Source organism: Brevibacillus laterosporus DSM 25 (assembly GCF_002706795.1).
Taxonomy (GTDB): domain Bacteria; phylum Bacillota; class Bacilli; order Brevibacillales; family Brevibacillaceae; genus Brevibacillus_B; species Brevibacillus_B laterosporus.
The window spans coordinates 748,274-771,330 of sequence record NZ_CP017705.1; the positions used below are offsets into that span (position 1 = coordinate 748,274).

Annotated in this window: 33 protein-coding genes; 1 reads left to right on the top strand and 32 read right to left on the bottom strand. The window is 42.4% G+C overall.

Annotated features, from left to right (window positions below; genetic code table 11):
• Nucleotides 1-100: 100 nt before the first annotated feature.
• The 28 genes from BrL25_RS26180 to BrL25_RS03730 form a co-directional block, all read right to left on the bottom strand.
• Nucleotides 101-229: a CD1375 family protein gene (locus BrL25_RS26180; RefSeq protein WP_018673615.1), complete on the bottom strand. Its 129-nt coding sequence runs from the start codon at nucleotides 227-229 to the stop codon at nucleotides 101-103.
• Nucleotides 229-393 carry a hypothetical protein gene (locus BrL25_RS25060; protein WP_018673616.1) on the bottom strand — a complete coding sequence of 55 codons (165 nt, stop codon included), beginning with the start codon at nucleotides 391-393 and terminating at the stop codon, nucleotides 229-231. Before BrL25_RS25060 ends, BrL25_RS26180 begins: the two co-directional genes overlap by 1 nt.
• Nucleotides 390-1,829: an Ig-like domain-containing protein gene (locus BrL25_RS25065; protein WP_198405896.1), complete on the bottom strand. Its 1,440-nt coding sequence runs from the start codon at nucleotides 1,827-1,829 to the stop codon at nucleotides 390-392. The genes BrL25_RS25060 and BrL25_RS25065 overlap by 4 nt, the downstream gene beginning before the upstream one ends.
• A complete protein-coding gene (locus tag BrL25_RS03620) occupies nucleotides 1,830-2,105 on the bottom strand; it encodes a hypothetical protein (protein WP_018674093.1) in 276 nt (91 codons plus the stop codon).
• The gene (locus tag BrL25_RS03625; protein ID WP_018674092.1) at nucleotides 2,089-2,385 is read right to left on the bottom strand and encodes a hypothetical protein; all 297 of its coding nucleotides are present in this window, start codon (nucleotides 2,383-2,385) and stop codon (nucleotides 2,089-2,091) included. Before BrL25_RS03625 ends, BrL25_RS03620 begins: the two co-directional genes overlap by 17 nt.
• The gene (locus tag BrL25_RS03630; RefSeq protein ID WP_018674091.1) at nucleotides 2,385-2,972 is read right to left on the bottom strand and encodes a putative phage tail protein; all 588 of its coding nucleotides are present in this window, start codon (nucleotides 2,970-2,972) and stop codon (nucleotides 2,385-2,387) included. Before BrL25_RS03630 ends, BrL25_RS03625 begins: the two co-directional genes overlap by 1 nt.
• Nucleotides 2,969-3,796, bottom strand: a complete 828-nt coding sequence (locus BrL25_RS03635) for a baseplate J/gp47 family protein (RefSeq protein WP_018674090.1) — start codon at nucleotides 3,794-3,796, stop codon at nucleotides 2,969-2,971. Before BrL25_RS03635 ends, BrL25_RS03630 begins: the two co-directional genes overlap by 4 nt.
• Nucleotides 3,797-3,882: 86 nt before the next feature.
• Complete coding sequence (locus BrL25_RS25070; protein ID WP_018674089.1) at nucleotides 3,883-4,035, bottom strand: CD1375 family protein; 153 nt, start codon at nucleotides 4,033-4,035, stop codon at nucleotides 3,883-3,885.
• The gene (locus tag BrL25_RS03640; RefSeq protein ID WP_018674088.1) at nucleotides 4,029-4,253 is read right to left on the bottom strand and encodes a hypothetical protein; all 225 of its coding nucleotides are present in this window, start codon (nucleotides 4,251-4,253) and stop codon (nucleotides 4,029-4,031) included. The genes BrL25_RS25070 and BrL25_RS03640 overlap by 7 nt, the downstream gene beginning before the upstream one ends.
• Nucleotides 4,253-5,770, bottom strand: coding sequence for a hypothetical protein (locus BrL25_RS25075; RefSeq protein ID WP_018674087.1), 1,518 nt, complete (start codon nucleotides 5,768-5,770; stop codon nucleotides 4,253-4,255). Before BrL25_RS25075 ends, BrL25_RS03640 begins: the two co-directional genes overlap by 1 nt.
• A 12-nt stretch (nucleotides 5,771-5,782) precedes the next feature.
• A complete protein-coding gene (locus BrL25_RS03650) occupies nucleotides 5,783-6,403 on the bottom strand; it encodes a hypothetical protein (RefSeq protein WP_018674086.1) in 621 nt (206 codons plus the stop codon).
• Nucleotides 6,396-6,695, bottom strand: coding sequence for a hypothetical protein (locus tag BrL25_RS03655; RefSeq protein WP_018674085.1), 300 nt, complete (start codon nucleotides 6,693-6,695; stop codon nucleotides 6,396-6,398). Before BrL25_RS03655 ends, BrL25_RS03650 begins: the two co-directional genes overlap by 8 nt.
• A complete protein-coding gene (locus tag BrL25_RS03660; RefSeq protein ID WP_155803085.1) occupies nucleotides 6,689-7,168 on the bottom strand; it encodes a hypothetical protein in 480 nt (159 codons plus the stop codon). Before BrL25_RS03660 ends, BrL25_RS03655 begins: the two co-directional genes overlap by 7 nt.
• Before the next feature lie 68 nt (nucleotides 7,169-7,236).
• Complete coding sequence (locus BrL25_RS03665) at nucleotides 7,237-8,052, bottom strand: baseplate J/gp47 family protein (protein ID WP_018674083.1); 816 nt, start codon at nucleotides 8,050-8,052, stop codon at nucleotides 7,237-7,239.
• Complete coding sequence (locus BrL25_RS03670) at nucleotides 8,040-8,468, bottom strand: DUF2634 domain-containing protein (RefSeq protein WP_018674082.1); 429 nt, start codon at nucleotides 8,466-8,468, stop codon at nucleotides 8,040-8,042. The genes BrL25_RS03665 and BrL25_RS03670 overlap by 13 nt, the downstream gene beginning before the upstream one ends.
• Nucleotides 8,469-8,723, bottom strand: coding sequence for a hypothetical protein (locus BrL25_RS03675; protein WP_018674081.1), 255 nt, complete (start codon nucleotides 8,721-8,723; stop codon nucleotides 8,469-8,471).
• A 2-nt stretch (nucleotides 8,724-8,725) separates the two neighbouring features.
• Nucleotides 8,726-9,673, bottom strand: coding sequence for an XkdQ/YqbQ family protein (locus tag BrL25_RS03680; protein ID WP_018674080.1), 948 nt, complete (start codon nucleotides 9,671-9,673; stop codon nucleotides 8,726-8,728).
• A gap of 12 nt (nucleotides 9,674-9,685) precedes the next feature.
• Nucleotides 9,686-10,300 (bottom strand): hypothetical protein, encoded by a 615-nt coding sequence (locus BrL25_RS03685; RefSeq protein WP_018674079.1) that lies wholly within the window; start codon nucleotides 10,298-10,300, stop codon nucleotides 9,686-9,688.
• On the bottom strand, nucleotides 10,297-12,831 hold the full coding sequence (locus tag BrL25_RS03690; protein ID WP_018674078.1) for a phage tail tape measure protein: 2,535 nt from the start codon (nucleotides 12,829-12,831) through the stop codon (nucleotides 10,297-10,299). The genes BrL25_RS03685 and BrL25_RS03690 overlap by 4 nt, the downstream gene beginning before the upstream one ends.
• Before the next feature lie 208 nt (nucleotides 12,832-13,039).
• Nucleotides 13,040-13,420 (bottom strand): hypothetical protein, encoded by a 381-nt coding sequence (locus tag BrL25_RS03695; RefSeq protein WP_018674077.1) that lies wholly within the window; start codon nucleotides 13,418-13,420, stop codon nucleotides 13,040-13,042.
• An 11-nt stretch (nucleotides 13,421-13,431) separates the two neighbouring features.
• Entirely contained in the window at nucleotides 13,432-13,884 is a 453-nt protein-coding gene (locus BrL25_RS03700; protein ID WP_018674076.1) for a hypothetical protein, read from the bottom strand.
• Nucleotides 13,885-13,886: 2 nt separating this feature from the next.
• Entirely contained in the window at nucleotides 13,887-15,224 is a 1,338-nt protein-coding gene (locus BrL25_RS03705) for a phage tail sheath subtilisin-like domain-containing protein (protein WP_018674075.1), read from the bottom strand.
• A 2-nt stretch (nucleotides 15,225-15,226) separates the two neighbouring features.
• Entirely contained in the window at nucleotides 15,227-15,490 is a 264-nt protein-coding gene (locus BrL25_RS03710; protein ID WP_018674074.1) for a hypothetical protein, read from the bottom strand.
• Nucleotides 15,483-15,932, bottom strand: a complete 450-nt coding sequence (locus BrL25_RS03715; protein ID WP_018674073.1) for a hypothetical protein — start codon at nucleotides 15,930-15,932, stop codon at nucleotides 15,483-15,485. Before BrL25_RS03715 ends, BrL25_RS03710 begins: the two co-directional genes overlap by 8 nt.
• A gap of 3 nt (nucleotides 15,933-15,935) precedes the next feature.
• Nucleotides 15,936-16,160 (bottom strand): hypothetical protein, encoded by a 225-nt coding sequence (locus BrL25_RS03720; RefSeq protein ID WP_018674072.1) that lies wholly within the window; start codon nucleotides 16,158-16,160, stop codon nucleotides 15,936-15,938.
• A gap of 55 nt (nucleotides 16,161-16,215) precedes the next feature.
• On the bottom strand, nucleotides 16,216-16,830 hold the full coding sequence (locus BrL25_RS03725) for a sigma factor-like helix-turn-helix DNA-binding protein (RefSeq protein ID WP_018674071.1): 615 nt from the start codon (nucleotides 16,828-16,830) through the stop codon (nucleotides 16,216-16,218).
• Nucleotides 16,831-16,948: 118 nt separating this feature from the next.
• The gene (locus BrL25_RS25080; RefSeq protein ID WP_018674070.1) at nucleotides 16,949-17,110 is read right to left on the bottom strand and encodes a hypothetical protein; all 162 of its coding nucleotides are present in this window, start codon (nucleotides 17,108-17,110) and stop codon (nucleotides 16,949-16,951) included.
• Nucleotides 17,111-17,253: 143 nt separating this feature from the next.
• Entirely contained in the window at nucleotides 17,254-17,454 is a 201-nt protein-coding gene (locus BrL25_RS03730; protein ID WP_018674069.1) for an XtrA/YqaO family protein, read from the bottom strand.
• A 196-nt stretch (nucleotides 17,455-17,650) separates the two neighbouring features.
• Between BrL25_RS03730 and BrL25_RS03735 the strand changes: the two genes are divergently transcribed.
• Nucleotides 17,651-18,007: a helix-turn-helix domain-containing protein gene (locus BrL25_RS03735; protein WP_018674068.1), complete on the top strand. Its 357-nt coding sequence runs from the start codon at nucleotides 17,651-17,653 to the stop codon at nucleotides 18,005-18,007.
• Nucleotides 18,008-18,205: 198 nt separating this feature from the next.
• Here BrL25_RS03735 and BrL25_RS03740 read toward each other — a convergent pair whose 3' ends face one another.
• The 4 genes from BrL25_RS03740 to BrL25_RS03755 form a co-directional block, all read right to left on the bottom strand.
• Entirely contained in the window at nucleotides 18,206-20,233 is a 2,028-nt protein-coding gene (locus BrL25_RS03740) for an ABC transporter permease (protein ID WP_018674067.1), read from the bottom strand.
• Nucleotides 20,208-20,978, bottom strand: coding sequence for an ABC transporter ATP-binding protein (locus BrL25_RS03745; RefSeq protein ID WP_018674066.1), 771 nt, complete (start codon nucleotides 20,976-20,978; stop codon nucleotides 20,208-20,210). Before BrL25_RS03745 ends, BrL25_RS03740 begins: the two co-directional genes overlap by 26 nt.
• Before the next feature lie 108 nt (nucleotides 20,979-21,086).
• Entirely contained in the window at nucleotides 21,087-22,040 is a 954-nt protein-coding gene (locus tag BrL25_RS03750; protein WP_051088630.1) for a sensor histidine kinase, read from the bottom strand.
• Nucleotides 22,041-22,197: 157 nt separating this feature from the next.
• Nucleotides 22,198-22,908: a response regulator transcription factor gene (locus tag BrL25_RS03755; RefSeq protein ID WP_018674064.1), complete on the bottom strand. Its 711-nt coding sequence runs from the start codon at nucleotides 22,906-22,908 to the stop codon at nucleotides 22,198-22,200.
• Nucleotides 22,909-23,057 lie beyond the last annotated feature (149 nt).

Consider the following 23,057-nt stretch of genomic DNA (forward strand, 5'->3'; position numbering starts at 1 on the left):
AAAGAAAGAGCACCTTCATTACCGAAGATGCCCAGACTGGGTGAGAATTTCCTGATTTGAGAAAATAAAAACGCCTTACTCAACATGAGCAGGCGTCCCTTTATTCCTCGTTTTGTTTCGATAGATACTCAGCTACTGGAATTTGATAATCTTTGGGGAGAGAATCGATGGAACGTCGCTTCGCTTTGACAAGCAATCCATAGACGGGAATCATGTATTCTTTGACCATTATTCTTCACCTCCTTTCCATTCATCGAGTGCTTCCTGAAGAGTAGTTATTTTTTCAAAAAGCTGTGCAATAGCTTCATAGGCTACTACCAGCTCTGGAGACATTTCCTTTTGCTCACGATCAGCTTGGATCTGAGATAATGCCTTTGGTTTAGTTAGGATCAATCGAATGCACCTCCGAATCCTTTTACGATAACAGGCTCAGCTGCTGTTCCTTTGGTGAAAGAAAAACGTAAGCTAACGCCCCATTTTTCTGCTGTTTTTTCCTTGTTGGTGAAGATAAAGCCTCGGTTGAATTTGACGAAATTCGTTGCGTCTTCCCATGTTGGTAACTCATCGAAAGCGTTATTTGAGACTTCAACCCTGTAATCAGCTCCCGATGGAACGGTTGCATCGATAGTTACCAAAATACGTTTAGCAGCAATGTCTGTTGAGAATGGTTTTTTCAAATGAAACGATAGTCGCTCTGCCGTTCTCCGAAAAGTGAATGCTCTGGTAGATGTCATACCTTTGCTGTCTTTTGCTTCTATAGTGATAGTGTGACTGTCGTTTAAGGAGAGACTTAGCCATGTGACTTGTGGGATGGTCACGGTATTTTCCTTGCTGTCAGTCCCAGCGAATGTGCGGATAACTTTGCCGTTGATTTTCTCCGTGATGGTAAACGCGTCACCCTCTGGCTCTGTGACTGTGTAATTCTCGGAAGGGATAGCGCTTAATACGCCGAGGTCTACATTTTGTCCGCTGATAACGGGTGGTCTGTTGTGGACGACTCGGAACTTGCGGGTAATCTCGGTTGATTTGCCACCTTGGTCGTCCTCTGCCCAGATGGTTAGCGTATGATCGGTGTTTTCGGCTAGGTCAGAGCCTGTGGGATCGGTGGTGCCGTCATAAAGGCGTTTGGTTCGGAAGGTTAGCGTTTTGGCAAAAGGAATAGGCGTGCTACCGTTGGATACTCCGGATTGCAACGCCCTTGTGGTGCCGTTGTTCATGCGGTATTTTATTGTGACTACGTTGTCTTTGTCGGTGTCGGATGCGGTGCCCTGGATGGTTAGTGTAGCGTTTTCGGTTAGGGTTTGGTTGTTGGGTGGAGACGTGAGTACGATAGTCGGATTAGAGTTATCGGAATACTCGATAGTTACCGTATATTGATAGTAATAGGCATAGGTTCTCGTATCACTTCCAGGTTTAGTTACTGTACCACGATATTTTTGCGTATATTGATAAATCGACACTGCGGACTCAGGTGAACGATTGACTTTATCTGGGCTTCCATCCTTACTGAGATTTCCGCTATAACCACCGCTATTGTAGGAAATGCTACTTGGAAAAGAATAGTCTGGCTGACTTGTAAATTTTTCCTGAGTAGTAGTTACCTCTTTACTATCAGGCGGTGTATAGGAGCCACCTGTTTGAATCCTTCGTGTGTAGGAACCTCCTGAGAGAGTAAACGTTACAGTCGAACCATTTACTGTATAAGATACGGTTCCTGTGTTAACTTTTACAGATGTAACGCCTTTTAATCCTGGTATGGTCAAGGTCTGCGTTTGCGAACTGAATGTCGATTCGTTGAATTGTTTTACTTGTTGTTTTATGGTTGCCATCTACAAAATCACCAGCCTTTTATTAGCCTCGTCATACCAGCCTTCTGTTAACGTGATGTCATTAAGCGTTGCGAAGTTTTCAAAGAACACATTGTCCGTGAAGTTGTTAAACACCGCATCTTTTATCGTCTTCACATCAATCTGCAAAGCCGAAATAGCCACTGTGTGCTGTTCCAGTAGCTTGTGGGCATCGTCTATTCCTTTTTCCCATCGGTTAATATCCGTTTCCATGACAGGATCGTCATAGTTCCAATCTAATTTAGGATTGTAGGGCATCAGATTTCACTCCTTTCACTTCAAATTCGAATCGGAATTCCAACGATTGATCGCTTAATACATCCACATTAGCCGTTCTTTCTGTTATGAGATTGCCTGCTTCATCCAGCAGTTTTAAAGAGGACACCTTCGTTATCCCGCTCACTGGCTCTGTTATTACCACCACCTTATTTCCATCCTGCTTGGTAGTTCTCAATTGGACTGTTTGGTTGTTTAATATGAGGCTAGAAGTACGTTGACTTAAATCTTGTGCCGCCCGTTCCAAATAGGCTTTATCCATCAAATAATCACCTCATCCTGATATTTAATAGGAGTCATACCAACTCGAAATTCGCTAACCTTGTGATAACGTCTCCGATTGATTTTGATAATTTCACTAATCGCAATCTCATTTGACACCGCCAGCTGTGGTATAAACACATGCGGAACCCGCTTTCGCTTATGAATGTCATACACCCAAGAGGCTACATCAAAAATCGACCATAGAGGTACCGAGATATAGAAATAACCAGCATCGGGATTTTCCTCTATGAATACTTGTTCAGCAGCTTGTTCTTTGATAAAAAGCTTGGTAATACTACTTGCCAGCGCTGGCGTAAAGGGCAGACGCTCCCGATACTTTGCCATCACACGTGCACGTCGCGTCTCATAGGAATCACCCTGCTTGGGAGTAACCTGAAACATATACTCCCAATACGGTAGTCCCCATGTAACTGTGGTGATCATCGTTTGCCGTTCCAAATCTAGCTTCCGAGTCTGTTGGTACGCTCTCTCTGCTTCTCCTGCCTCAAAATGGTGCACCGCTACCTGATTCTCATACCAATAGGGAGGTAACATAGCCCGATATTTTTCTGGGATCATCGTCATGGCCTACTCACCGTCACATTTTTCACAATCGGTATGGTTGAAAAAGTGAAGTCGATATTCTCCTGAGCATGATTGAGCAAAACATTCCGATAATCTATCACTCCAGCTACCTTAAACAAGCGATAGATTTCAGAATAAAGGATCTTCTTGCTCTGCTTATTGATATATTCCACAATGCCAGCTCGTATCTGCTGTTTTATTTCATCCACAGATACAGAAGATTCCCACTCCAATAAGTCTCCGCTGATGGTTATCTCTAATGCTTTCGCAGCTTGAACCACTACTTTGTCGTTTAAACTATGCTTATCTGGCTGTGCTAGATGCTCCGTTACTGTTTTTACTAAAGCTTCGTCGGCAGGCTGCCCATTCTGGTCGGTTAACGCAATATGCACTGTGTTTGGCGCCTCACCCCAGATAAACAGCTCACCTACATTAGGTACTTCCTTCACCCAGCGCTTGTAATCATATTCAGCGCCTGATCCCTCCTCTTCCCCAGCCTTGGCAAACAAGCGCTGGCGATACAGCTCGTCTGGCTCGGTGACTTTTCTCTTCACGCCTAAAAACACTCCCCAGGCGTCTAAAAATTCTCCATCCGCCCAGGGTAAGTACCATTGCAAAAAACGATATTCGTCCAATTGTTGTTGCTCGGATATTTCTAAAGCGAGAGGATAGTGAAAATCATAAAAAATTTCGCCTTCTTCTGGGGAAGGTGGCGTCTCACCACGGGCCTGAGCAAGTTCACTTGCCCGATTATACATCCGTTGGTAAATCTCTTCTGCTGTTTCGCGTAACAGGGGCATCTCCGGTTTTTTTGCCTCTGACATCTCTATCACCACCTTGTTAATTGGAGAGCCGTATAACCGACTCTCCCATGAAAAAACGCCTACTCATTACACATGAGTGGCGCTTCCTATTTCTTATTTACTTGATCTGCTAAGAATTCTGCCACTGGCAGCCTGTATGCTTCGGGTAGAATTTTTTGTGCGTTTTTCACCGGTTCTATTGCCCATTCGCCTGACTTTACTAGGTATGCATAGACAGGGATCATGTATGGTTTTACCATTGTTTCTCACCTGCTTTCATTGAATTCACTTCATCTTCCAAAGCTAATATTCGATCATTTAGCTGTTTTATTGTCACTTGTGACGATACGTTCTGCTTATCCAACTGTACAATTACCTCCAGAATAGATATCAATTCCCTAGGCAATAGAAATTGATGCCCAGGTGTTTCTACCATGTTACCAAGTGTCCCGTCTGGGTTTCTTTTTATATATTCCACTAGCTAATCACCCCCACTAGCATGACGGCTGATTCATTTGTGCTCGTATTGGTCCTGCTCAATGTAAGCTTGAACATAGCGTCGGATTTTGCTGTAGTTACAGCTCCAAGCAACTCATCCTCTGAAATTGAAGTAGTAAGATCAACACTTTCCTTAGTCATAGCTGTATATTGCTCTGGCTGTCCCTTATCTACAAAAGATGCTTCAGCATCAACAACAAGATTGCCTTTTTCTCTCTTTAGCCAAGCAAGTATTTCTCTAGTTGATCCTTTCGGTGCTAAGATTTTATAACGGGCAACAGCTTTCTTCATGGGTGTTTCCGTTACGGTGTTGTTGATGTTAAATGTCTTTACTGTATAGGCTCCAAATTGATCTGTAGCCGTTATGGTTACAGTGTTAGCCCCAGCTTTAAGATCACTAACTTTACATGTATAAGACCAATTTCCACTTGTAACACCATTAAGTAACGTTCGTTCTGTACCGCTGTTGAGCTTTGCCTTTACCGTGAGGGTATTTCCGTCGGGATCGGATGAAGTACCTGAGACAGTAATAGAATCCGGTGGTATCAGACCAGATTGTACAGCAGGGAAAGTATCAACAGTAATAATGGGAGCCTTATTGTGCTTAACGGTAAAAGTACGGGTGACGACATCAGATTTACCACCTTGGTTATCTTCTGCCCATATAGTTACCGTGTGATTGGTTCCCTCTGCCAGTAATCCTGATACATCTATGGAGCCGTCGTACAGTCTTCCACCCCGGTAAGTTAGTACCTTGGAAAAAGAAAGAGGCGTGCTACCGTTTGATACTCCGGATTGCGCCGCCCTTGCCGTTCCTGTATTGATTTGGTATTTGACTGTGACGACATTACCGTTGTCAATGTCAATCGTGGTTCCTTGTAATGTGAGTGTTTTACTTTCTGTTAAAGATTGATTGTTCTGAGTTGTAACAGAAATTGTAGGTTTCGTATTATCAACATAAGTGATGGTGACTTCATAGGCATAGTAGAGTGTTATCTCAGTTATTAATGCTTTTCCATATATACCTCCTCCGTAGTAGTTGCCATAACCATTCCATTTTTTTGTTACCTCATTAAATTGAAAATGGCTTTTATCTGGATTAAGCGTACCAGTAGTTGTAGTTTCCGTAATCTCTCTCCAACCAAGGTTAGTATAAATTTTGTTTATATCATTCGAAGTCAAGGTATGGAAACGTTCTAAAGGTAAGGTAGGCTTTTCTGTTTCTGTTCCATAAAAAATGTCAACCCAAGTGATCGTGGTAGGCCCTACCTGTCGTAAAGAATGTTCTGTTGTTTCTCTCACTCGGGTTCCGTTCGTAGCTGTAACAGTAACCGTAGATCCTGATAGGGATGTGGTGGCTTTACCCGTACTTGACTTGACACTAACAATATTTTTTATATTCGGAATGGTAACTTCCTTCGTTTGGGTTCGCGTGGTACTATCACCCGTTTCCGGAAGCTTTATCACCATCGTTTTTTCGTTACCGGCAGTTTTCATTTTCCCACTCCTTTATACCTGCGTAATCGTAATCGTATGTGTATTCCAACCACCGATTCTCATCTTCTGCACAGTTGTATCTCGATTCACCGTTGATCGTGCGATCATGGCTCCTTTTTTGTAGCTGTTGACCAGCTTAGAAAGAGTTATCTTCCCTGATCCAATTGCTGTGATAGCCTGATTCTCAAAAGCTACATCATCACAAATCGTAACTTCTTGTCCAACCGTGAAGCCTGTTGTTGAGGCAACAGAAATAGCCACAGCAAAAGCACTAGAGGATAGAGCTACTGTGGCATAGGTTTTCGTCTCATCCAATTGTAAAACAGGGTCTATTTGTCCATCATAGGTATCTGCAAATCTTGCCTGTGCTCCTGAGACTCCTCGGCTATCAATGTCTAGATGGGCTTCAATACGGGAAATACGGCGACTCGCTTTTTCAATCAAAAAGTGGGCATTATAAATCCCCTCCTCAATGTGGTTCAATCGAATTTCATCTACAGGCGTACCTGCAATCTGTTCCCACGCAGGGGCAATGGAAACTGTACCGTCTTCATTTTGATGAAAGTTGTATATGTTGGGGCGATCAACAAGACGGTTGATGTGGAGCTGTTTTTCATACGCCAAATCATTCACCTGCCTTCCATTGTAGTTCGATTGGTATGCTAAGAGTTATTTCACGGTTAGGTTTCTCCATTTGCAAGCGATCTTCCCAAACTACCTGTCCGTTGACATCTTTTACAATACATTTCGTTACTATTCCTGTCATGGAGGCTGAGATACGGATCAAAAAAGTAACTTTATTAACACTTTGTCGTATTTTCAATAAACTAACAGGAACGATTTTATCATCCAGTTCTACCTCTGCCGAATAAAAAGCAGATTCCAAGGCATTAGCCTGTCCCTCTAATAGATGGTCAGTTAGCATAAATCATTCTCTCCTCCGCTAAAAAAAGCACCACAATCCCTTTTTTGTGTTTCATAAAACTTTGTCGGACCTGATGTAAAGGTGATCCCTCCATAACTACTTGCAATGATTTTCTCTTTCAGAACATGAACAGGTCGTATTTTTTCAAAATCAACTGCTAGCTGCATCAGATTTATTGATCGATAACCTGAGAACTCAAATAGGATTTCCTTATTAGTGAAATCCTCTGTAACTTTCTTTAGATCTCCTGCCATTCTGCCTAATACGTACAATGTATCTAATGTAAAATTGGCTTTTGCTATATTCTTTTTACGTATCTCTTCTCTTCTTTCTTCTACTGTACCGTTCCGTTTGTCTCCAAAATATATCCAATCCCATATATCTAATCCAAAAGTTGCATAAGGCAAAAGATACTGATTTCCCAGCTCTTTTATTTTATTGTTTTGAAACAAAATCTCTTCTTCTGTTGACACCAAGTGGAGCCTAGCCACTTCGTTATCATACCAATATGACGGTAATTGCTTGCGATATCGAATAGGAATCATAGTTCAACCACCAAATTAACAAACGGTACAGCTTTTATTGGTTTACTAAGATTTTCTGTTCCGTCATTTAAGGTATAGTTTGAATAGTCCTTTACGCCATCAACCCAAAATAGTGCACCTAGCAAATGATAAACGATGCAAGTGCTGCCTTTTATATATTCTTGAATTCGATTTGTAATAAGTGAAGTTATCTCCGATCTCTTCGATACATCAGCTAATTGAAGCTTTACCCTCACATTAAGGTTGAAAATTTCAGCAGGAAAACATTTTAAATCATGACCTGCAATACGTTTTGGCTCCAGTTGATTCTGTAAGAGAGAAGCAAATTCTAATGTAACAGGCTGACCCTGCAAGTCAGTCAGATATAAATCAATCGATACATCATGACGCTCGTGTTCAATGGCAACTGCGCCACCAACTCCCTCCACTTCTAAAGCCCACCTTATATAGTCCTCTGCACGTCCACTTCCCTCCTCAGTTCTCTTTTTATGGAGAATTCGTTGCCGATAAGCTTCGGTTTCCTCCCCCTCTTTACGGTCTACTCCTTCTGCATATCCATGGGCATCCAGAAACTCTCCATCACTCCAAACCACAAATGCCTGTAAGAGACTATATTGAGATAATTGTTGTTGTTCCGAAATTTCTTTTGCTAACGGATACCAAAAATCGTAAAAAATCTCTCCTTCTTCCGTAGCAGGAGGAGATTGTCCATTTTCTCTTGCATAAGCAATCGCACGATTGGCTATTCGCTGATAAATATGATCTGGGCTTTCTTGAAGAATCGGCATTTGCGGCTTCTCTAACGTTTCCAAATATCTACCACCACCTTAGTCTTTCCCCGTACTCCTTCAATTTCTAGCCTCAGGGCAATCCGATTGTCTCTATACTTAATGTCCAAAACCTCTGCTCGTTCAATCTCTGAATGAGCTTCCAGCGCATCCTCCACATCACGCTTGATAAGAGCCAAGGGCACATGCTTTGGTAGCTTGCCAATATGCTCAAAAAAATCTACCCCTATTCGATCGCTGTAAATCGCATATTGGAAGCGCTTGGTATGCAGAATTTTTTTCGCAATCTCTTCCAAATACTCAGCATAAGTACTGGTCTTTACATGTCGACCATCTGTTCCTTTGATAAATTGAAACGTAGTCCAATCTAATTTATATGTCCAGGGTATCGGGGAAGTAGCATCTGTCAGCTCTACATTACTCTCTAAAGCAGGAAACATTTATTTCACCTCACCCAGTACCAGATATTGCCCCGTGGAACACCGCATCAGGGCATAGGTTGCCCCCAGTTGAAGTTGTGTAAATAGCTCATTTTTGAAAAATACTAGATCATCCTCTTCCTCTTTTAATGGCGTGGGGTCCTGATCTAGCTTGATGACCACTGGGGCATCATTTTGTAGGGTACCAAATTCGATCTGGGTATCACTAATGCCACTTCTTGCTTGGGTAAACAATCTATTAATTGCTTGTTGCATCCCTATCCTCTCCATTCCAGTTGTAAGTCCATCACAAACTCCCTGTTTTTCCACCGCGTATTGCAGGAGGTCACGATCCAACTACTTTGTTGACCATTTGACTCCTGAATTTTCACCATCCAGCCTGCCCGCAATCTAGCAATGAGTGAGTTTGTGTGACGAACGGTTATGGAGCGTGTTCGCGGTATTTTAGCTAACGTAGCAAGCTGTTTGGACGCCAAAGAGGTGAGGTTCTTCTCCTCACCTGCATCAATGATTTTCTGCATTCGTCCTACCTTTTTCATCAACTCACTATGTTCCTTCGTGACTTTACCTGCCACCCGATCTCCTTCATAGCGTTCTACCGTTACTGCCGTGTACACTTCCTCCAGGCTTTCTCCCGTAGAGCTTGCCTCCAGCATGTTAGCTTGAAACACAGGGACATAGGGATTGTTCCCCTCTGCTAGTACGATTAGCTTATCGCGTTCATGCTGGATAAAATAACGAAGTCCTGTTCGTTCAAAGGCTCTCTCTGCTATATCGGTGAACAACGAAGTATACGGCTGGGAAGGGAGCCGTTCTTTTACGGTAAATCCAAAGGCTGGACATTGAAACGAAATGCCTGCCCCCTTCATAATCTTCTCCAGCTCCTTCCCTGCATCTCCTTTTACATAGGGTCTTGAGCAATCATTTTTTTGTAAATACCAGGAAAGCTCATATGCAGTCCCGCTCACATCCTTCGTCTTTTCGTCCCGATTCCATTCCACTAAGGGCCCGTGAAAAAGCTGCTCGCTCTCCTTTAACTCATGAGGAAACATCATGAGATAGCCAGCAGCAGCTAATACCGGGGGATTGCGCAGTTGAATCTGACACGACTGAGCGATCTGTCCTCTGGAAGAAGACCAGGAGATATCCGTCACGGCTGGTGTTAGTTCCAGTCGGGTAGCATCTTTTCCATAAATGACACGCATAGCCGCTCCCTCCTAGGCTTTGCTCTTAAATTCAGCATTTTTCTTTTGGATACGATTGAGCTGTTTGCTACGGATTTCTCTATCCTGATGAATCATATTTTGGGCTGGTGTTAGTAAATATGGGTTTGCTTGCTGTTTCTTCGCTGTCTTTCCTGTGGTGTTGGCACGAGCTTTTTGTTGCTTAGCCATGATCACTGGTGGCTGTAGAAGCTCTTTGTTACTTGACCACTCTACAAACTCGTCTTTGATAAAAATAGGCAATTCGATCGACCCGTAATAATCCACATTCATTCCTTTAAACGTCCCATCTACAGGTCCAATCAATACATTCCAAGCTAAATTCAGTTCGTCAATCGTGAGCAAAACTTCTTTCCCTGAGATACGATCTAAGCCTGCTAACCATTCACGCGGTCCCTGATAGCCTTCCACTTCAATTAAAGGCGACTCTATATTACCTGGAAGCCAAAAATCAAAGGAAATTGATTTCGCTCGATTAGCAGATAGTCTGTTTTTGGTAACAAGCGAAATGCTGGTAGATGTTTCTGCATCGTTCCCGTAGCCTTTTACTTGCACCTCTGCTGGGGTTACGGGAAACGTCAGCCGATATTTTCCCTGCATACGAATCATGCTTTTCCACCTCTTGTCTCTAATGCATTGACGAAAGCAGTCTCGATGATACGCTTTATTTCATTCGTAACGGTAGGGTCTTTCAATAATCGAATCATGCCTACCACATCCTGAAGTACACCATCTGCATGTAGCGTGATGGGCATAGTTGAGACCGTTACCGATAGATTTTGAGCTGACTCCTTCTTATCTGCCGCATTCGTAGCTACAGGCTTTACGGGCGGTGCTGGTGTTATAGCTAACGTATCTTGTGGTTTTCTTCTCATAGATTTGATCTGACTAGCATCATCACTAATTGGAATCGATGGCTGTGCGGGTGGCACTGGTGCAGGAGGTGTCTCTTGCTTTTCTTTTCCCCATCCAAACCAATCAGGCAATTTTTCCATGAGGAAGTCTCCGCCAACCGAACCTAAAAATCCACCAACTACTCCGCCAACAGCTGTTCCTAATCCCGGTACGATCGAGCCAACTGTGGCACCAATCATAGTACCTGCGGCTTTCATCCCAGCGCTTCCACCTAGCTTTAATAGCTCCATCGGTTTATTGTCAGACGTAGCTAATGAAGCGAGATCCATGGCTTCTCCTACAAAAGGAATTTTTTTCAGCAGGCCTTTTCCAAAGGATTTAACCCCACCAAAGCCTTTGCCGCCCAGATTCTTTAATCCGTCCCACGCGGCTCCACCGAAGCTTTTTATCCCTTCAAAAGCTTTGCCACCAATGTCCTTTAGTTTTCCAAAACCGGTAGCTGGCTTGCCAGCTTTTTTGGGAGCTGTAGTAGGGAGAGTAGCTTTACGAGAAAGTGGTTTGGCTGGTTTAGGTTGAGTTTTTGGTTTCGTTGGTTTTTTCTGATTGCTTGGGTTACTTGGATTATTTTTGGGTGATTTGCTGGCTCCTCCAGTGTTTTTTCCGCCGAATTTGGAGGGGCCTAGCTTTCTTTTCCCCTTTTTTCCTCCTCTTTTTTTCTTCGAGCCCTTACGCTTATCTCTTTTTTCCCCACCTGTATCGCTGCCATCTGTGCAACAGCATTTATCTTGCTTATTGTCTGGGCCATCACCACCACCATCGCCTTGGTCATTTTCTTTCGCCCATTTAGCAAGAAGATATACTCCCAATCCTTCTAAGGTATATCTAATCCCCGCTGGTAGTTGATTAAAAATTTGAATACCTGTAGACAACGCACCAGTTAACATTTTTATTACAGGGGTTAAATCCTTGGCTACCGTAGCTGTTAAGTCCACCATAGCTGCTTTGGCTTCGCTTTGAGCTTTCATATATTCAAACCAAGGATTTTGGTCGATTGCAGCCTTATAGGATTTATTTACTTCGTTATTAGCTACTTTATTTTCCACTTCGCCAGCAGAAATTTTCCCCGTTTTCTCCAGCAGTGGCACTAGATGCTGTAATAGCTCCTTGCCGGAACCTGAGCCTACTGCATTTAGCATCTCTTGACGTACATTATCATCTTTAATAGAAGCAAGATTCATAAAAATACGTCCCATTGCCGTCTGATTATCGCTTTTATTATCTGAATGCAATAGCTGGGTTACTTGGATGGCCTCACTGTCAGCCAAGCGTTTGGCTTCCTCAGGACTTTTTCCATCCGCCTCATAACCTTTTTGTAATACACTACTCAGATCGCCCTGAGTAGACATTTTTAATGCAATATCTTTTAAGGCGCCTAGTGGCATGTCATTTGATGCAATTCCCATGTTACCAATTTCGCCGACCAGCATCGCCATTTTCTCTGGTGTATCCATTACCATCCCTAGCTGGGAAGTATATTTGATCATAGAGGATACAAAATCGTCGCTAAAATCCTTCATATTGGTACTCATATATTGAAGAGAATTCGCAAGTCGCTCAGGATCACTAACTCCTGTGCTGTCGCGTAATAGAGCCATCATTTTTAAGCTCTGATCAGCAGAGAACCCTGTAGACATACTTAATTTGGCAGCAAATTCGGCATATGCAGCCTTATCCTTTGAATTTACCTCGTCACTTCTGTTATAGATGGATATAGCCTCTGTTTTGCTTACATTCGGGTTAATTTGGAGCATTTTCTCAACACTGCGATCTAAATCTTGGACCTCAGCATCCGTTTTTCCTCTGGCAATAAATAATCCTCGTTCTTTTGCTGCAGATTGAGATTCGGGGATCGAGTTTTTGTACCACCTCATCGCCTGCCCTCTTAAATCAACAAAGGGGTTAGCGGAGCCGCCATCGTCTCCTCCACCACTCACCACAACGGGTTGACTAAACTGACTGCGCATTTGCGAAATCTTTTGTGTCGCCTGATCATCTATTTCCACACGAAGCTTGGCTTGGACAGAAGTTCCGAGTTGCTGTAATTGAGAACGTACCTCTTTTATACGCCGTTCCATTCTATCAGCTTCTCGTAAAAAATCGCGTCCCATCTGTCTCCAAGCTACTTGTAACGAGACCGAATCTCTTTTCCATGCCATCATGCCCTGCCTTACCTTGAACATCTCTTTCTGGACGGAAAGGAGCTCGACTACCATATCGTTGCTCATTGCATTCACCTCCGTTCATGCTACATCTTTCCTTCATAAAAAAACGGCGGAGGATATCACTCCTCCGCCTCTAATTCAATGATCTGACATGCGATAATAAATAATTTTTGCTTATACCGATCCACTTCATATTCAACAATTTCCGCCGGGAGACCTCTGCCATGCAGATAAGCCTTCGCTACATGCCAAGCCTCCGCGTCGGATTGAATTAGTTTTTTGCTTCTTCAATCGCTTCCTCTTCCGTCTGACCCTGATTTGCTTTGCGTACCGTTTCTAAAAGGAGTGCATAGGCGTCTGGGTTGCGGTCAAACAGTTTGCCGGGAAGTTCAAATTTATCGCCTGCCTTGAACGCTTTCTTTAGCTCTGGATCATTCCAATTAAAGTCGTGTTCGGTCGCCTTCACAATGCGAGCATCATTGTAGCGGTACCAGTCGAATTTATCACCTTTATCTGCCTCTCGCTCGCAAATACGACCTTCCATTAAGGTAAGCTGACGTACCTTCCATACCTCACCATCAATGCTGACTTCTACCTCATGACGTGGTGTTGTTTCATTTGCTTGCGCTAAAAATTTTTCTAATTTCCCCATGGAAAGTCCCCCTATTCTTCTGTATATTCTGGTAATTTATCAAGGTAATCAGGCTTCTTGTTACTGCGACCCTTAATTTCATAAGTCGCATTATCGTTTCCGTCCGCCTTTGCTTCCCATAATGTGATTTCTTCTGGGTTTAGATAGATATCCGTTAAACGAACTCGTTCTGTATTACCGTTTTCCTTATCGATCATTTCGCCCAAAAGCTGTGGAATTACAGGAGTTTTGCCCTCGGTAATTTGATCCACGCAAAAATATTTGAGCAGGGCGTTAACAGATGATACCTTTAAAGTAACCTCTACATGCCAGGAGTCAATGGTTTGTACCGAGCCCTTTTGCAGACGTTTTACGTCACCATACTCTGTTTTTAGGACAGCTTTCCCTTCCAATGTACCGTAGATTGGATCACCATTTTCATCGTATACCTGACAATTTTTTAATTTAATATCGCTTTGACGCATGCTTACAGCACCTCCCATTCAATATCGAAAAGCTCAATAGCATCAAGTGGCTTGGCTGCTAGGCGGAAACCACGTTTGTCACCAATTCCATTTTTCTTATCTTCAAAAATCCAGCCCTGTTCAATAGCTCCTTGCGCTTCACGCACTTCAAGGTAGGTTTTAACCGCACCAACAAACGTCGCACCGCCAATATCGTTATTATCCAGTTTACCTTTATACTTTTTGCCTACAGAGGTAATGTCATTAACAATTTGGTCGAGCGTCATCGAAACGCGAATTTTACCAAAATCCTCACGCTCTACTGCTTTTAATGTCGTTAAGGTATTGACGGCACTTTCAATCAAGTACACGTCACCGTCACGAACTGCAATCAATGTACCAGAGTTAAGTGCATTTTGAATTTCGGTGTGTCCCCAATCTTTTGTCGCTTTTTTCAACGGAACCAGCTGTGCACTCAGAGAAATGTGGGCAGGTGTAGCGGCAATCATACCAGCTAGCCATGCCGCCCATTCTAGGCTTCCATAGGTCTTGCCGTTCACATGTTGACCTGCAATGGCGCAGTTTACGACACGTCGAGAATTGTTGGCTACAGAACGCTCTACATGCTCGTTCATGTTGCTATCTTTTTCTGGCATACCACCGATTACTAGCGTGCTACGTTTTTTGCTGAAAAGCTCGCGATCAACCATGAATTGTTTGGCTGCTGCTTGAATTCCAGCGTCAGCTGACGGCAAATACATCGCGTCGAAATCAATACCTGCGATGGAGTTAAATAAAGTGGTAAAGTCATTTGCCGCTAGAGTAGTGATGCCACTTGTTCCACCTGACAGTGACGTCAGCGTTGTTTCTTCTGCCGCTTTGTCACCCAGCTTTTTCACTTTGATATAAATGGATTGTTCTGCTTTGGTTACTAGCTCGTCCATATTTGCAAAAGAAAACTTCTCTGTTTTTACCGGACCTTTGACCTGTAATTCCTTTTTCCCTAATTCTGCTGTTGAATCTTTAATCGAGATTTGTAGTTCGTTACCAACTAGGCCTGGATAACGTGCTTCGATGGCAAAGGAACCTTCTTGCGAATAGGTAGCCGCGACACCCTTACCGTTCGTCATACGATAGCCAACTACAGTAGCGCCTCCTTCTGCGGCCAACTCTAAAATTCCAATTTGTCCAAAGGTTTCTGCTACGCGCTCTTCATAGCCCTTCATAGTAATGACTTGATCAGGAGCTCCCCATTCAGCTAGATATGGTACAAGTACCACACCACTTTTAGGTAGAACTCGTTCCTGCGCTTTCGCTTTTAATTCTACGTTTACACCTGGTCGTTCACGTTGGATTGTCATACTTACTTACCTCCTCGAAATGTAGATACGTATTGTCGTACTTGTTCTTCACTTATTACCTGCTGATCCGTACATGCATGTAACGCTCCTGCTACTTCAAACCTCTCTGCTTGCAACAACGGTGCACTCTCAATCCATTCCTGACGAGTGCGCTTGGCCTCCTGAGTAGTAGTGTTGAGAGGCTGTAGATCTGCTTGCTCGTTGTTCTTTTTCGGTTGAGCTTTTTTCACTGTTCCTTCATTTGTTTGTCCTGTTGATTTAGCCATGTCCATCCTCCTTCACATCAAAGATCGTAATTTTATCTACCTGCTCTCTTCGTACAGGCATGAGGTACTCATAGCGAAACGTAATTTCGGCCCGTTCCTTTTTCTCTGTATTCACAGTGAAAGTGCTCGGGTCAATGTCAAGCAAGAGCTTGTTTTTGCCACGGTAACTATAACGTTGCTTTCGTAACAAATCTCGAAGGACAGCTATAGAAAGCGGAACATGTTTTTCTTGTTCCAAGGGATAGTGCAACATAATGGTTGCTTCGCAAATCACTTTGTAGCTGGTCAGGCTATTTCCCTTTTCCGTTATTGTTTGGGTCATGACAAAAGCGGATGGCAATTGAAACGTCCCCTTCATCCACTCTCCTAATTGGGAGATGATCGGTATATTGGGGTATGCCTCCTCTACCAAATCAACTAGTGTGGACAAATCTCTGTCCATCTTTCATTGCACCTCCTCGCAAGGTTTTAGCTCATTGCTTTTTGTGGATATGGGAGGTGATCTCCCTTCATACGTCTTTACCTGCTTCCTAGTCTGATAAGCCTTTTGTTCTGTTGATTGTTGTTCTGTTGATCGCTTCTCTGTTGATAGCTGCTGGTGAGCCGACGGCTTCCTTTTGTTAGCCAATTGTTCTCTGACTGCTCCTAGTAATCTTGGATGCAGGATCATTCTGGTGTGTACCTCCTTGCTGAACCGTTACCGCCTCGCCAAATGGTCCTTACACTTATAGGTGGCTTCTGCCCCACGCAAACAAACGTTCGTAATGAAGGGTTTTTACACCTCCGCTGATTAAAAAGAAAACAGCCATCGCAAGGATAGCTGTTAGATTCTTGGCAAACTCAATTTTTTGTTGGGCACGTGACAGCAAGGTGGATACATTTCCTCGAGATAGAAAGAGCATTTCAGCAGCTTTCTCATGAGTAAAGCCACTCCCATGCACCATCAGATAGCATTCTCTTTCTTTTTCTGTGACAAATTGAAGATAGAAATCGATTAGGTCTCGTTCGGCATCACTTACACCGACTCGGCATCCGCCTGTTCCCGGAGTCACATAGCTCTGCATTTTAAAAGGGTCTAATAAAATCTCTCGCTGTTCCTTTGATCGTCTCTCAATGCCACGTTGATTATCTGGCTGTCTGCCTGTTTCAAGCCATAGAATCGCATACTCCACATCGCGAATGCTTGCAGCTAGACTACTACGTAATGCTTCCTGATCAGTTCCATGTACACAGTCAGCACTAGCTCGTTGATCCGAATTCGCTACTTGGGCTAACATACTCTTTAGTTGTTTCTTGGTTGCTTTATAGGAAGTAATTAGTTTTTTCATGTTTTTTGTCATGCTTTTATCCCCCTTGTGCTTTCGTACTTTTTTCATGTGCATCTATGTATCCATTGCGGTAAGAATTACAATTGCTTCATATACGTTCATTTCGTTAATTGCTTGGGCTGTGGTAAATTCACCGTCTGCTTGCCGCTCTATCTTTCAAAAATTGAATGCTTGTGGTATCTCCCATTAAGCGTCTCCATTCATATTCAGAGATTGCTCTAGGTTTTTTTTGCCTGGTTGATGCTTTACTCACTTGATGTAGACTTCTTTGTTTTGGATTGTGCTTGCTCATGTTTTCCCTCCTTTTCAATTGATTGAATGCCGATACAGGTTTAATCGTTTTTTCCCAATCAAAAAAGGACGCCAGAAACTCCCACTCATAGTGGAAATATCTAGCGCCCTCCCGCATCTCGGTATCAGGCTAATATGCGGTTGTTAAAATAATTCATTTTCTTGAAATGCTATTTTGGCTATCTTTCCTTGACTAGATTTGACGACAGTCTCACCGTGGTGAACCAGAGGCACTATTTTAATCTTCCCTTGAACAGGATCGATGAGAACCATACTAGCTTCCTCACCGACCGGAATTGTTATCTGTTTCATGTCCAGTGTTAGTTTCATCTCTGTAGACCGCATTCTCATCTTCCCCCTCTGGAACCTTCGGAAACAATGGATGATACACGAAAAACTTGAGCATTAATCAACTTTCATCTTTATATTAGTTGATTAAAACTCAAAAGTCAACCTAAACTTGCTAATACCTCAACTAAATAGATATAATAGGGTTAAACAGGCTAGGTATTGATCATAAGGTAGACAAGGCGGTGATAGAATGACTCTTGGAGAACGATTAAAGGAAAAACGAAAAGAATATAAATGGACCCAAAAAGAGATTGCAGACAAACTAGGCGTCGACAACACCACTGTCTCAAAATGGGAATCAAATACCTATGAGCCGGATGCTACTTCGCTTAAGGAATTAGCTGAAATATATCAAACCTCTACAGACTATTTGCTCAACAAACAGTCTAAAGAAGAAAATCATTTCTCCTCAGATGATAGCGAAGAAGCTACAGGACTTGCCTTTATCACAGGTGGCGACTCTTTAACAGCAGAAGAGGCGGAGTACTTGAAGGAAAGCTTGGAGCTTTTTCGAAGAATGAAAGAAAAGCGGGCAAAGTCTAGGTGATTTGATATACCACCCTAGCATGTCATGAGCTCTTTTTCATGAGCTAGTTTATTTCATTCATATATGAAAAGGCATAAGGAATCTTTCATCCCTATGCCTCTTTTATTTTTACTTTTACTTCTATTTTATACCTCTATATTTTTACCTCTATCTGACGTGCCGAATCTATCATCTGGCACAAAAAGTCCCAGATGAATCTTAAACTATGCCTCTGTGCAGCAATTTAAGATACCGCCAGCGAATCAGCCAGAAATACAGAAACTGGGCAGCCACAAAACATCCGAGAACAATCACAGAACTAGTCACCACCGAATATGGAAGCAATTGCTGTAGGGCAGTAAATGCAACTCCACTGTGTACAATCGCTATTACGATAGGTAGGAAGAACATAATAAGCAACTGTCTTGTCACGGTTTTTCTTAATTCTTTACCGGTAAGGCCTAGCTTTCCGATTAGCTGATATTGCGCATGCTCCCTGTCCAAATCCGTATATAATCGGAAATATAGAAAGCTAGAAGCAAATGTGAAGAACACAATGCCAATCATAACGCTGGATATCAGTAATAATCCATTCTCTTGCTTTGCCTCTTTCCACTCCAAGCTTAAGGCAGAAAACTGATACGGTGATTCATAGTTTAGCAACGCTTCACTCAATTGATTTGCTATATCTACAGTGTTTACCCAGTCATCGACCACAAAGACATTGATTCTAATAGGAAGAGACACGGTTTCTGATTCAGATTCTTGCAAATCTTGGGATGATGCTTGGTCTGAAGTATTTAACTGGCCGCTTTCCTTTTGTGGCTCTAGGGAATCTGTGTGTGAATCCGCATTAGCTTCAAACCGACCAGCAAGAATTTGTTCGTAGGCCTGATCTGTTACTGCCACATAATAATCATCGTAGAAATTTTGTGGCGTAACCATATGATCAACCGCTTTTTTTAATGATAAATCCAGCTTTACATTTCCATTTGTAATCTGGAGCTGTTTCTCAATGCTTTGTTTTGAAAATCCCCGTTCTTGGGCAAATTTCCCTGGTATCCACAAAAATTCTCCTTCGTTCAAGGTTTCTGTTGGATAACCAAGGGCTTGTGCCAGATGGTTATAATTAGTGATGGACATGACCGAATTATTGTCAGCCCAGAATATTTCACCATAGGCCTGATGATAAGAGAAGCCTGCGTTCGTTAACTCTTTTCCAATCAGAGCAACATGCTCCTTCTCCTGTGGATTTTTCGAATAAGAAACATAGGTAAACGCATATGGATTTTTTATTTTAGCCAGTTCCTGATTTCCCATAGCTGCGCAAGTTCCAATAGCTACAAAGGCTACTGCTGAGACTACCGCTACCATAAAAAACATATTGGCATTGTCTCGCATGCGGTATACCAATTCTGACATCGTCAGGATGTTGGTTCTTTTAAAAAATAGCCTGTCCCGCTTCTGTAAAAACCGAATGATAAATACACTGCACTGAGTAAAAAAGAAGTACGTTCCAATGACAACCAGTACCACCCCGCCAAATAATAGCGTAAATAGATAAGTCCCCAGCGCGAAATAGAAAACACAAAGATACCCTGTTCCAATCAACACAACAGCAAGAATCGATAACCAAATAGAAGCCTTAGGCTCCGGCTTCGGTTTCTCACCTGCTTGCATTAGCTCCACCAGCTTATTGACCCTCATGGTTCTGGAGGTGAAGAAAGAAATAGCTAAAAACAGCACGAAAAAGGCCAGTAGGGTAATTCCGATTGCTTTATAGGGCAAATAGAATGGTAATCCTTTCGTAATAGCTAGCATATCTGCACTAATCAGTAACACAAGCTTGGCAAATACCAGACCAACCAATATTCCTGATACCATAGAAAGAACGCCAATAATCATATTCTCCATAAATACAAGCTTGTTTAATTGCTTGTTGGTCATTCCATGAATAAGCAAAATGCCAAATTCTTTTTTCCGTGTTTGCAAAAAAGCACTGACAGAATACAAAACAAAGAAGAAAGAGAAGATGAAGATGAAATAAGGAGGCAATTTCATCGCCATTTTTCCAAGCGAATTCATTGTTACACTCCAGCCTGTTAAATCTCCTTGCAATTCAGGATGAAAAGAGATCAGGGAATAGGTGAAAAACATCATCACGGAGAAGGCACAGCTTAAAAAATGGGCAGCATAAGCTCGCTTGTTGCGCATTACATTATTACGAGCGTATTGTTGAAAAGTCATGTGCCTCTCCCCCTAATAACGACAATACATTCATGATTTTCTGATAGAATGCCTGACGATTATCACCACGATATACTTCATTAAAGAGCTTTCCATCTTTAATAAAAACAACTCGATGGCAATAGCTAGCAGCGAAAGCATCATGTGTCACCAACATCATAGTAGTTTGATCGTACTCGTTGTAGGTTGATAACAATTGCATGACATCCCGCGCTGCCTTTGAGTCCAAATTACCTGTTGGTTCATCGGCAAGCAGTAATTTCGGTTGATGAATCATTGCTCTTGCTATCGCTGTTCGCTGGGCTTGTCCCCCTGAAATCTCATACGTACGTTTATTTAAAATAGGAGTAATGCCTAATTTGTCAGCGATAGCGGTTACTTTATCATTCATTTTATCCAAGCTAGTACCATCAAGAGTTAACGGTAATAGAATGTTCTCTTTAACAGTCAACGTATGTAAAAGGTTAAATGATTGAAACACAAACCCCAATTCCCGTCTTCGAAATAGCGCCAATTGATCTGGCGAAAGGAGATGAGGGTTTTGATTGTTAATAAATACTTCCCCTGATGTGGGCGAATCAATTGTAGAAATCATGTTAAGCAAGGTGGTTTTACCACTCCCCGACGGTCCCATGATTCCAACAAACTCTCCTTCTTTAATGGTCAAATCAATATTGGATAATGCTTCATAGGAAATCTTTCCTTGATAAACTTTGCTAAGTGCACGAGCCTTTACGATATCCATGTGCACACTCCCCTTTCCCTTTCCTTCTGTTATCCAGTGTAATCAACTAGAGAGAAGGTTCATATAAAACACTCTTTCATTTTGCTTACAAATTTGTAAGATTTCACTTCAGCCATACCTATTCAAAGTGCGGCGAGAAGCGTAAGGAAAAATTATCTGTACAATCGTTCCTTTCCCCGCTTCAGACTGGATTTCGACCGAATGATTCAGTTTTTCCGCCACTTCCTTGACCAAATAAAGGCCCATTCCTGTGGATTCCTTGAACTCTCTCCCATTTTCTCCGGTAAAAAAGGAGCGAAACACGCGAGGAAGATCAGCAGTCGGAATACCTACTCCTCTATCCTGTACTTCCAAAACAACAGCCTCACCCTGTGTATAAGCAGAAATCGTCACTTTTTCATGGGTACCCGCTGAATATTTAATAGCATTCGATAACAACTGATCTAGCATAAAGACCAACCATTTCGCATCCGTTTCTACTGTTAATGTCGATTCTATTTTTACGTCAGGATAAACATAATTTCGGATGAAAAAGCCCTTATTGTCATGAACAACCTTATTTACAATCGGCAATAGATGAACATGGTCCACGCTAAAATCCTGTTCAAACGTTTCCAGCCTTGCGATATATAAAGCCATGTCTAAGCCTTTGCGTAGCTTATCTGTCTCCTCCGCAATGCTTTCAAACCGCTCGTCATCTTCCCTCTGAGTAATTAATTCAATGACGGATAAAGGGGTTTTCATTTGATGTACCCACTGATTCATAAAGGTAATATGACCTTGATGCTGACGTTCCCAGCTCTTTATCTGCTCCTGATACCCTCTATATTGGGCATCTAATAAGATTTCTAAGGCTTCAGGAAGCGGCGAATGGTTGTATTCTGACATGAACTCATGCATTACCTCGAGCGGCTGGGATAGACGTAGATAAAAAGAACGATGGCTCACATATCGGTACGTAAGATACATCAGTAAAAGAAAATTCCCTAAAAAAATAGCGTACAAAGCTGTCAGCACATGATTATAGCCATCGAACCAAAAGACAAGCAAGAGAAGAAGCATTAAGATATAAGAATATAAAATAAGTGGGACATGCTCTCGCAAAAATAACCGTACATGCTGTTTGTGGCAAAACGAATCCGCACGAAAAAACGTATTCCTATCTGCGCGTTCCTCCGAACTTCCTTCAAAGGGTCTCGTGTTGTGTTCCTTGCTCATTTCACCTTCCCCCTCCCGCATGATTCCACGTGATCTGTAAGCGATAACCAGCTCCCCTGACCGTCTCAATTGCGTCCTCAATTCCTAATTCAGCAAGCTTCTTTCGTAACCGAGTGATATTCACGCTCAACGTATTATCATCTACATATGCCTGATCGTCCCACAGCTTGTCCAAGAGCTTAGTCCGACTAGACACACGGGGATAAGCAGTAAGCAAGGCCTCCAGTAAAATCGCTTCCTTTTTGGTTAGCAAGCTCACCTCATCCTGCAATCTCACTTCTAATCTTTCTGGATAAAGGCATAATCCCTTATGCTCTACCGTGCGCTCCTCTATCTTAGGCGCATAGTCTCCGTAGGCTCTGCGTAAGTGACTGCGAATTTTGGCCATTACCAGTTCATAATGAAAGGGCTTGGTAATATAATCATCTGCACCATGCTCAAGTGCCATTACCTGATCCATCTCTGCACTGCGCGCTGATATAAACACGATAGGACACGTTGATACCAATCGAAGCTGACGACACCAGTAATAGCCATCAAAGCTTGGTAGATTAATATCTAGTAATACCATATCTGGCTTCCATTCTAAAAAGCTTTCCATAATGAGATCAAAATTTCGAACTACAACTGCATGGTATTTATACCTCTTTATATGCTCTTTCAACATTTCTGCAATTTTCGGATCATCTTCAATAATCATGATTGTAGTCATAAGCTTTTTCATCCTTTATTCTTGTTAAAGAAAAGCTATCATCTATCTTTCCTTTACACTCTTCTCATCGTTTGACGTAAAAGTATCCTTTTTCGTCACTTTGCTCCCTGTTTTCCTTTTTTTGTTGCAATAGCTGTATTTCATTACTT

Excerpts from the sequence above, each read along its gene's own strand:
- BrL25_RS26180 (WP_018673615.1), bottom strand. The coding sequence starts at position 229 with ATGGTCAAAGAATACATGATTCCCGTCTATGGATTGCTTGTCAAAGCG.
- BrL25_RS25065 (WP_198405896.1), bottom strand. The coding sequence starts at position 1,829 with ATGGCAACCATAAAACAACAAGTAAAACAATTCAACGAATCGACATTC.
- BrL25_RS03620 (WP_018674093.1), bottom strand. The coding sequence starts at position 2,105 with ATGCCCTACAATCCTAAATTAGATTGGAACTATGACGATCCTGTCATG.
- BrL25_RS03625 (WP_018674092.1), bottom strand. The coding sequence starts at position 2,385 with ATGGATAAAGCCTATTTGGAACGGGCGGCACAAGATTTAAGTCAACGT.
- BrL25_RS03630 (WP_018674091.1), bottom strand. The coding sequence starts at position 2,972 with ATGACGATGATCCCAGAAAAATATCGGGCTATGTTACCTCCCTATTGG.
- BrL25_RS03635 (WP_018674090.1), bottom strand. The coding sequence starts at position 3,796 with ATGTCAGAGGCAAAAAAACCGGAGATGCCCCTGTTACGCGAAACAGCA.
- BrL25_RS25070 (WP_018674089.1), bottom strand. The coding sequence starts at position 4,035 with ATGGTAAAACCATACATGATCCCTGTCTATGCATACCTAGTAAAGTCA.
- BrL25_RS25075 (WP_018674087.1), bottom strand. The coding sequence starts at position 5,770 with ATGAAAACTGCCGGTAACGAAAAAACGATGGTGATAAAGCTTCCGGAA.
- BrL25_RS03655 (WP_018674085.1), bottom strand. The coding sequence starts at position 6,695 with ATGCTAACTGACCATCTATTAGAGGGACAGGCTAATGCCTTGGAATCT.
- BrL25_RS03670 (WP_018674082.1), bottom strand. The coding sequence starts at position 8,468 with ATGTTTCCTGCTTTAGAGAGTAATGTAGAGCTGACAGATGCTACTTCC.
- BrL25_RS03675 (WP_018674081.1), bottom strand. The coding sequence starts at position 8,723 with ATGCAACAAGCAATTAATAGATTGTTTACCCAAGCAAGAAGTGGCATT.
- BrL25_RS03680 (WP_018674080.1), bottom strand. The coding sequence starts at position 9,673 with ATGCGTGTCATTTATGGAAAAGATGCTACCCGACTGGAACTAACACCA.
- BrL25_RS03685 (WP_018674079.1), bottom strand. The coding sequence starts at position 10,300 with ATGATTCGTATGCAGGGAAAATATCGGCTGACGTTTCCCGTAACCCCA.
- BrL25_RS03690 (WP_018674078.1), bottom strand. The coding sequence starts at position 12,831 with ATGAGCAACGATATGGTAGTCGAGCTCCTTTCCGTCCAGAAAGAGATG.
- BrL25_RS03695 (WP_018674077.1), bottom strand. The coding sequence starts at position 13,420 with ATGGGGAAATTAGAAAAATTTTTAGCGCAAGCAAATGAAACAACACCA.
- BrL25_RS03700 (WP_018674076.1), bottom strand. The coding sequence starts at position 13,884 with ATGCGTCAAAGCGATATTAAATTAAAAAATTGTCAGGTATACGATGAA.
- BrL25_RS03705 (WP_018674075.1), bottom strand. The coding sequence starts at position 15,224 with ATGACAATCCAACGTGAACGACCAGGTGTAAACGTAGAATTAAAAGCG.
- BrL25_RS03710 (WP_018674074.1), bottom strand. The coding sequence starts at position 15,490 with ATGGCTAAATCAACAGGACAAACAAATGAAGGAACAGTGAAAAAAGCT.
- BrL25_RS03715 (WP_018674073.1), bottom strand. The coding sequence starts at position 15,932 with ATGGACAGAGATTTGTCCACACTAGTTGATTTGGTAGAGGAGGCATAC.
- BrL25_RS03720 (WP_018674072.1), bottom strand. The coding sequence starts at position 16,160 with ATGATCCTGCATCCAAGATTACTAGGAGCAGTCAGAGAACAATTGGCT.
- BrL25_RS03725 (WP_018674071.1), bottom strand. The coding sequence starts at position 16,830 with ATGACAAAAAACATGAAAAAACTAATTACTTCCTATAAAGCAACCAAG.
- BrL25_RS25080 (WP_018674070.1), bottom strand. The coding sequence starts at position 17,110 with ATGAGCAAGCACAATCCAAAACAAAGAAGTCTACATCAAGTGAGTAAA.
- BrL25_RS03730 (WP_018674069.1), bottom strand. The coding sequence starts at position 17,454 with ATGCGGTCTACAGAGATGAAACTAACACTGGACATGAAACAGATAACA.
- BrL25_RS03735 (WP_018674068.1), top strand. The coding sequence starts at position 17,651 with ATGACTCTTGGAGAACGATTAAAGGAAAAACGAAAAGAATATAAATGG.
- BrL25_RS03740 (WP_018674067.1), bottom strand. The coding sequence starts at position 20,233 with ATGACTTTTCAACAATACGCTCGTAATAATGTAATGCGCAACAAGCGA.
- BrL25_RS03745 (WP_018674066.1), bottom strand. The coding sequence starts at position 20,978 with ATGGATATCGTAAAGGCTCGTGCACTTAGCAAAGTTTATCAAGGAAAG.
- BrL25_RS03750 (WP_051088630.1), bottom strand. The coding sequence starts at position 22,040 with ATGCTTCTTCTCTTGCTTGTCTTTTGGTTCGATGGCTATAATCATGTG.
- BrL25_RS03755 (WP_018674064.1), bottom strand. The coding sequence starts at position 22,908 with ATGACTACAATCATGATTATTGAAGATGATCCGAAAATTGCAGAAATG.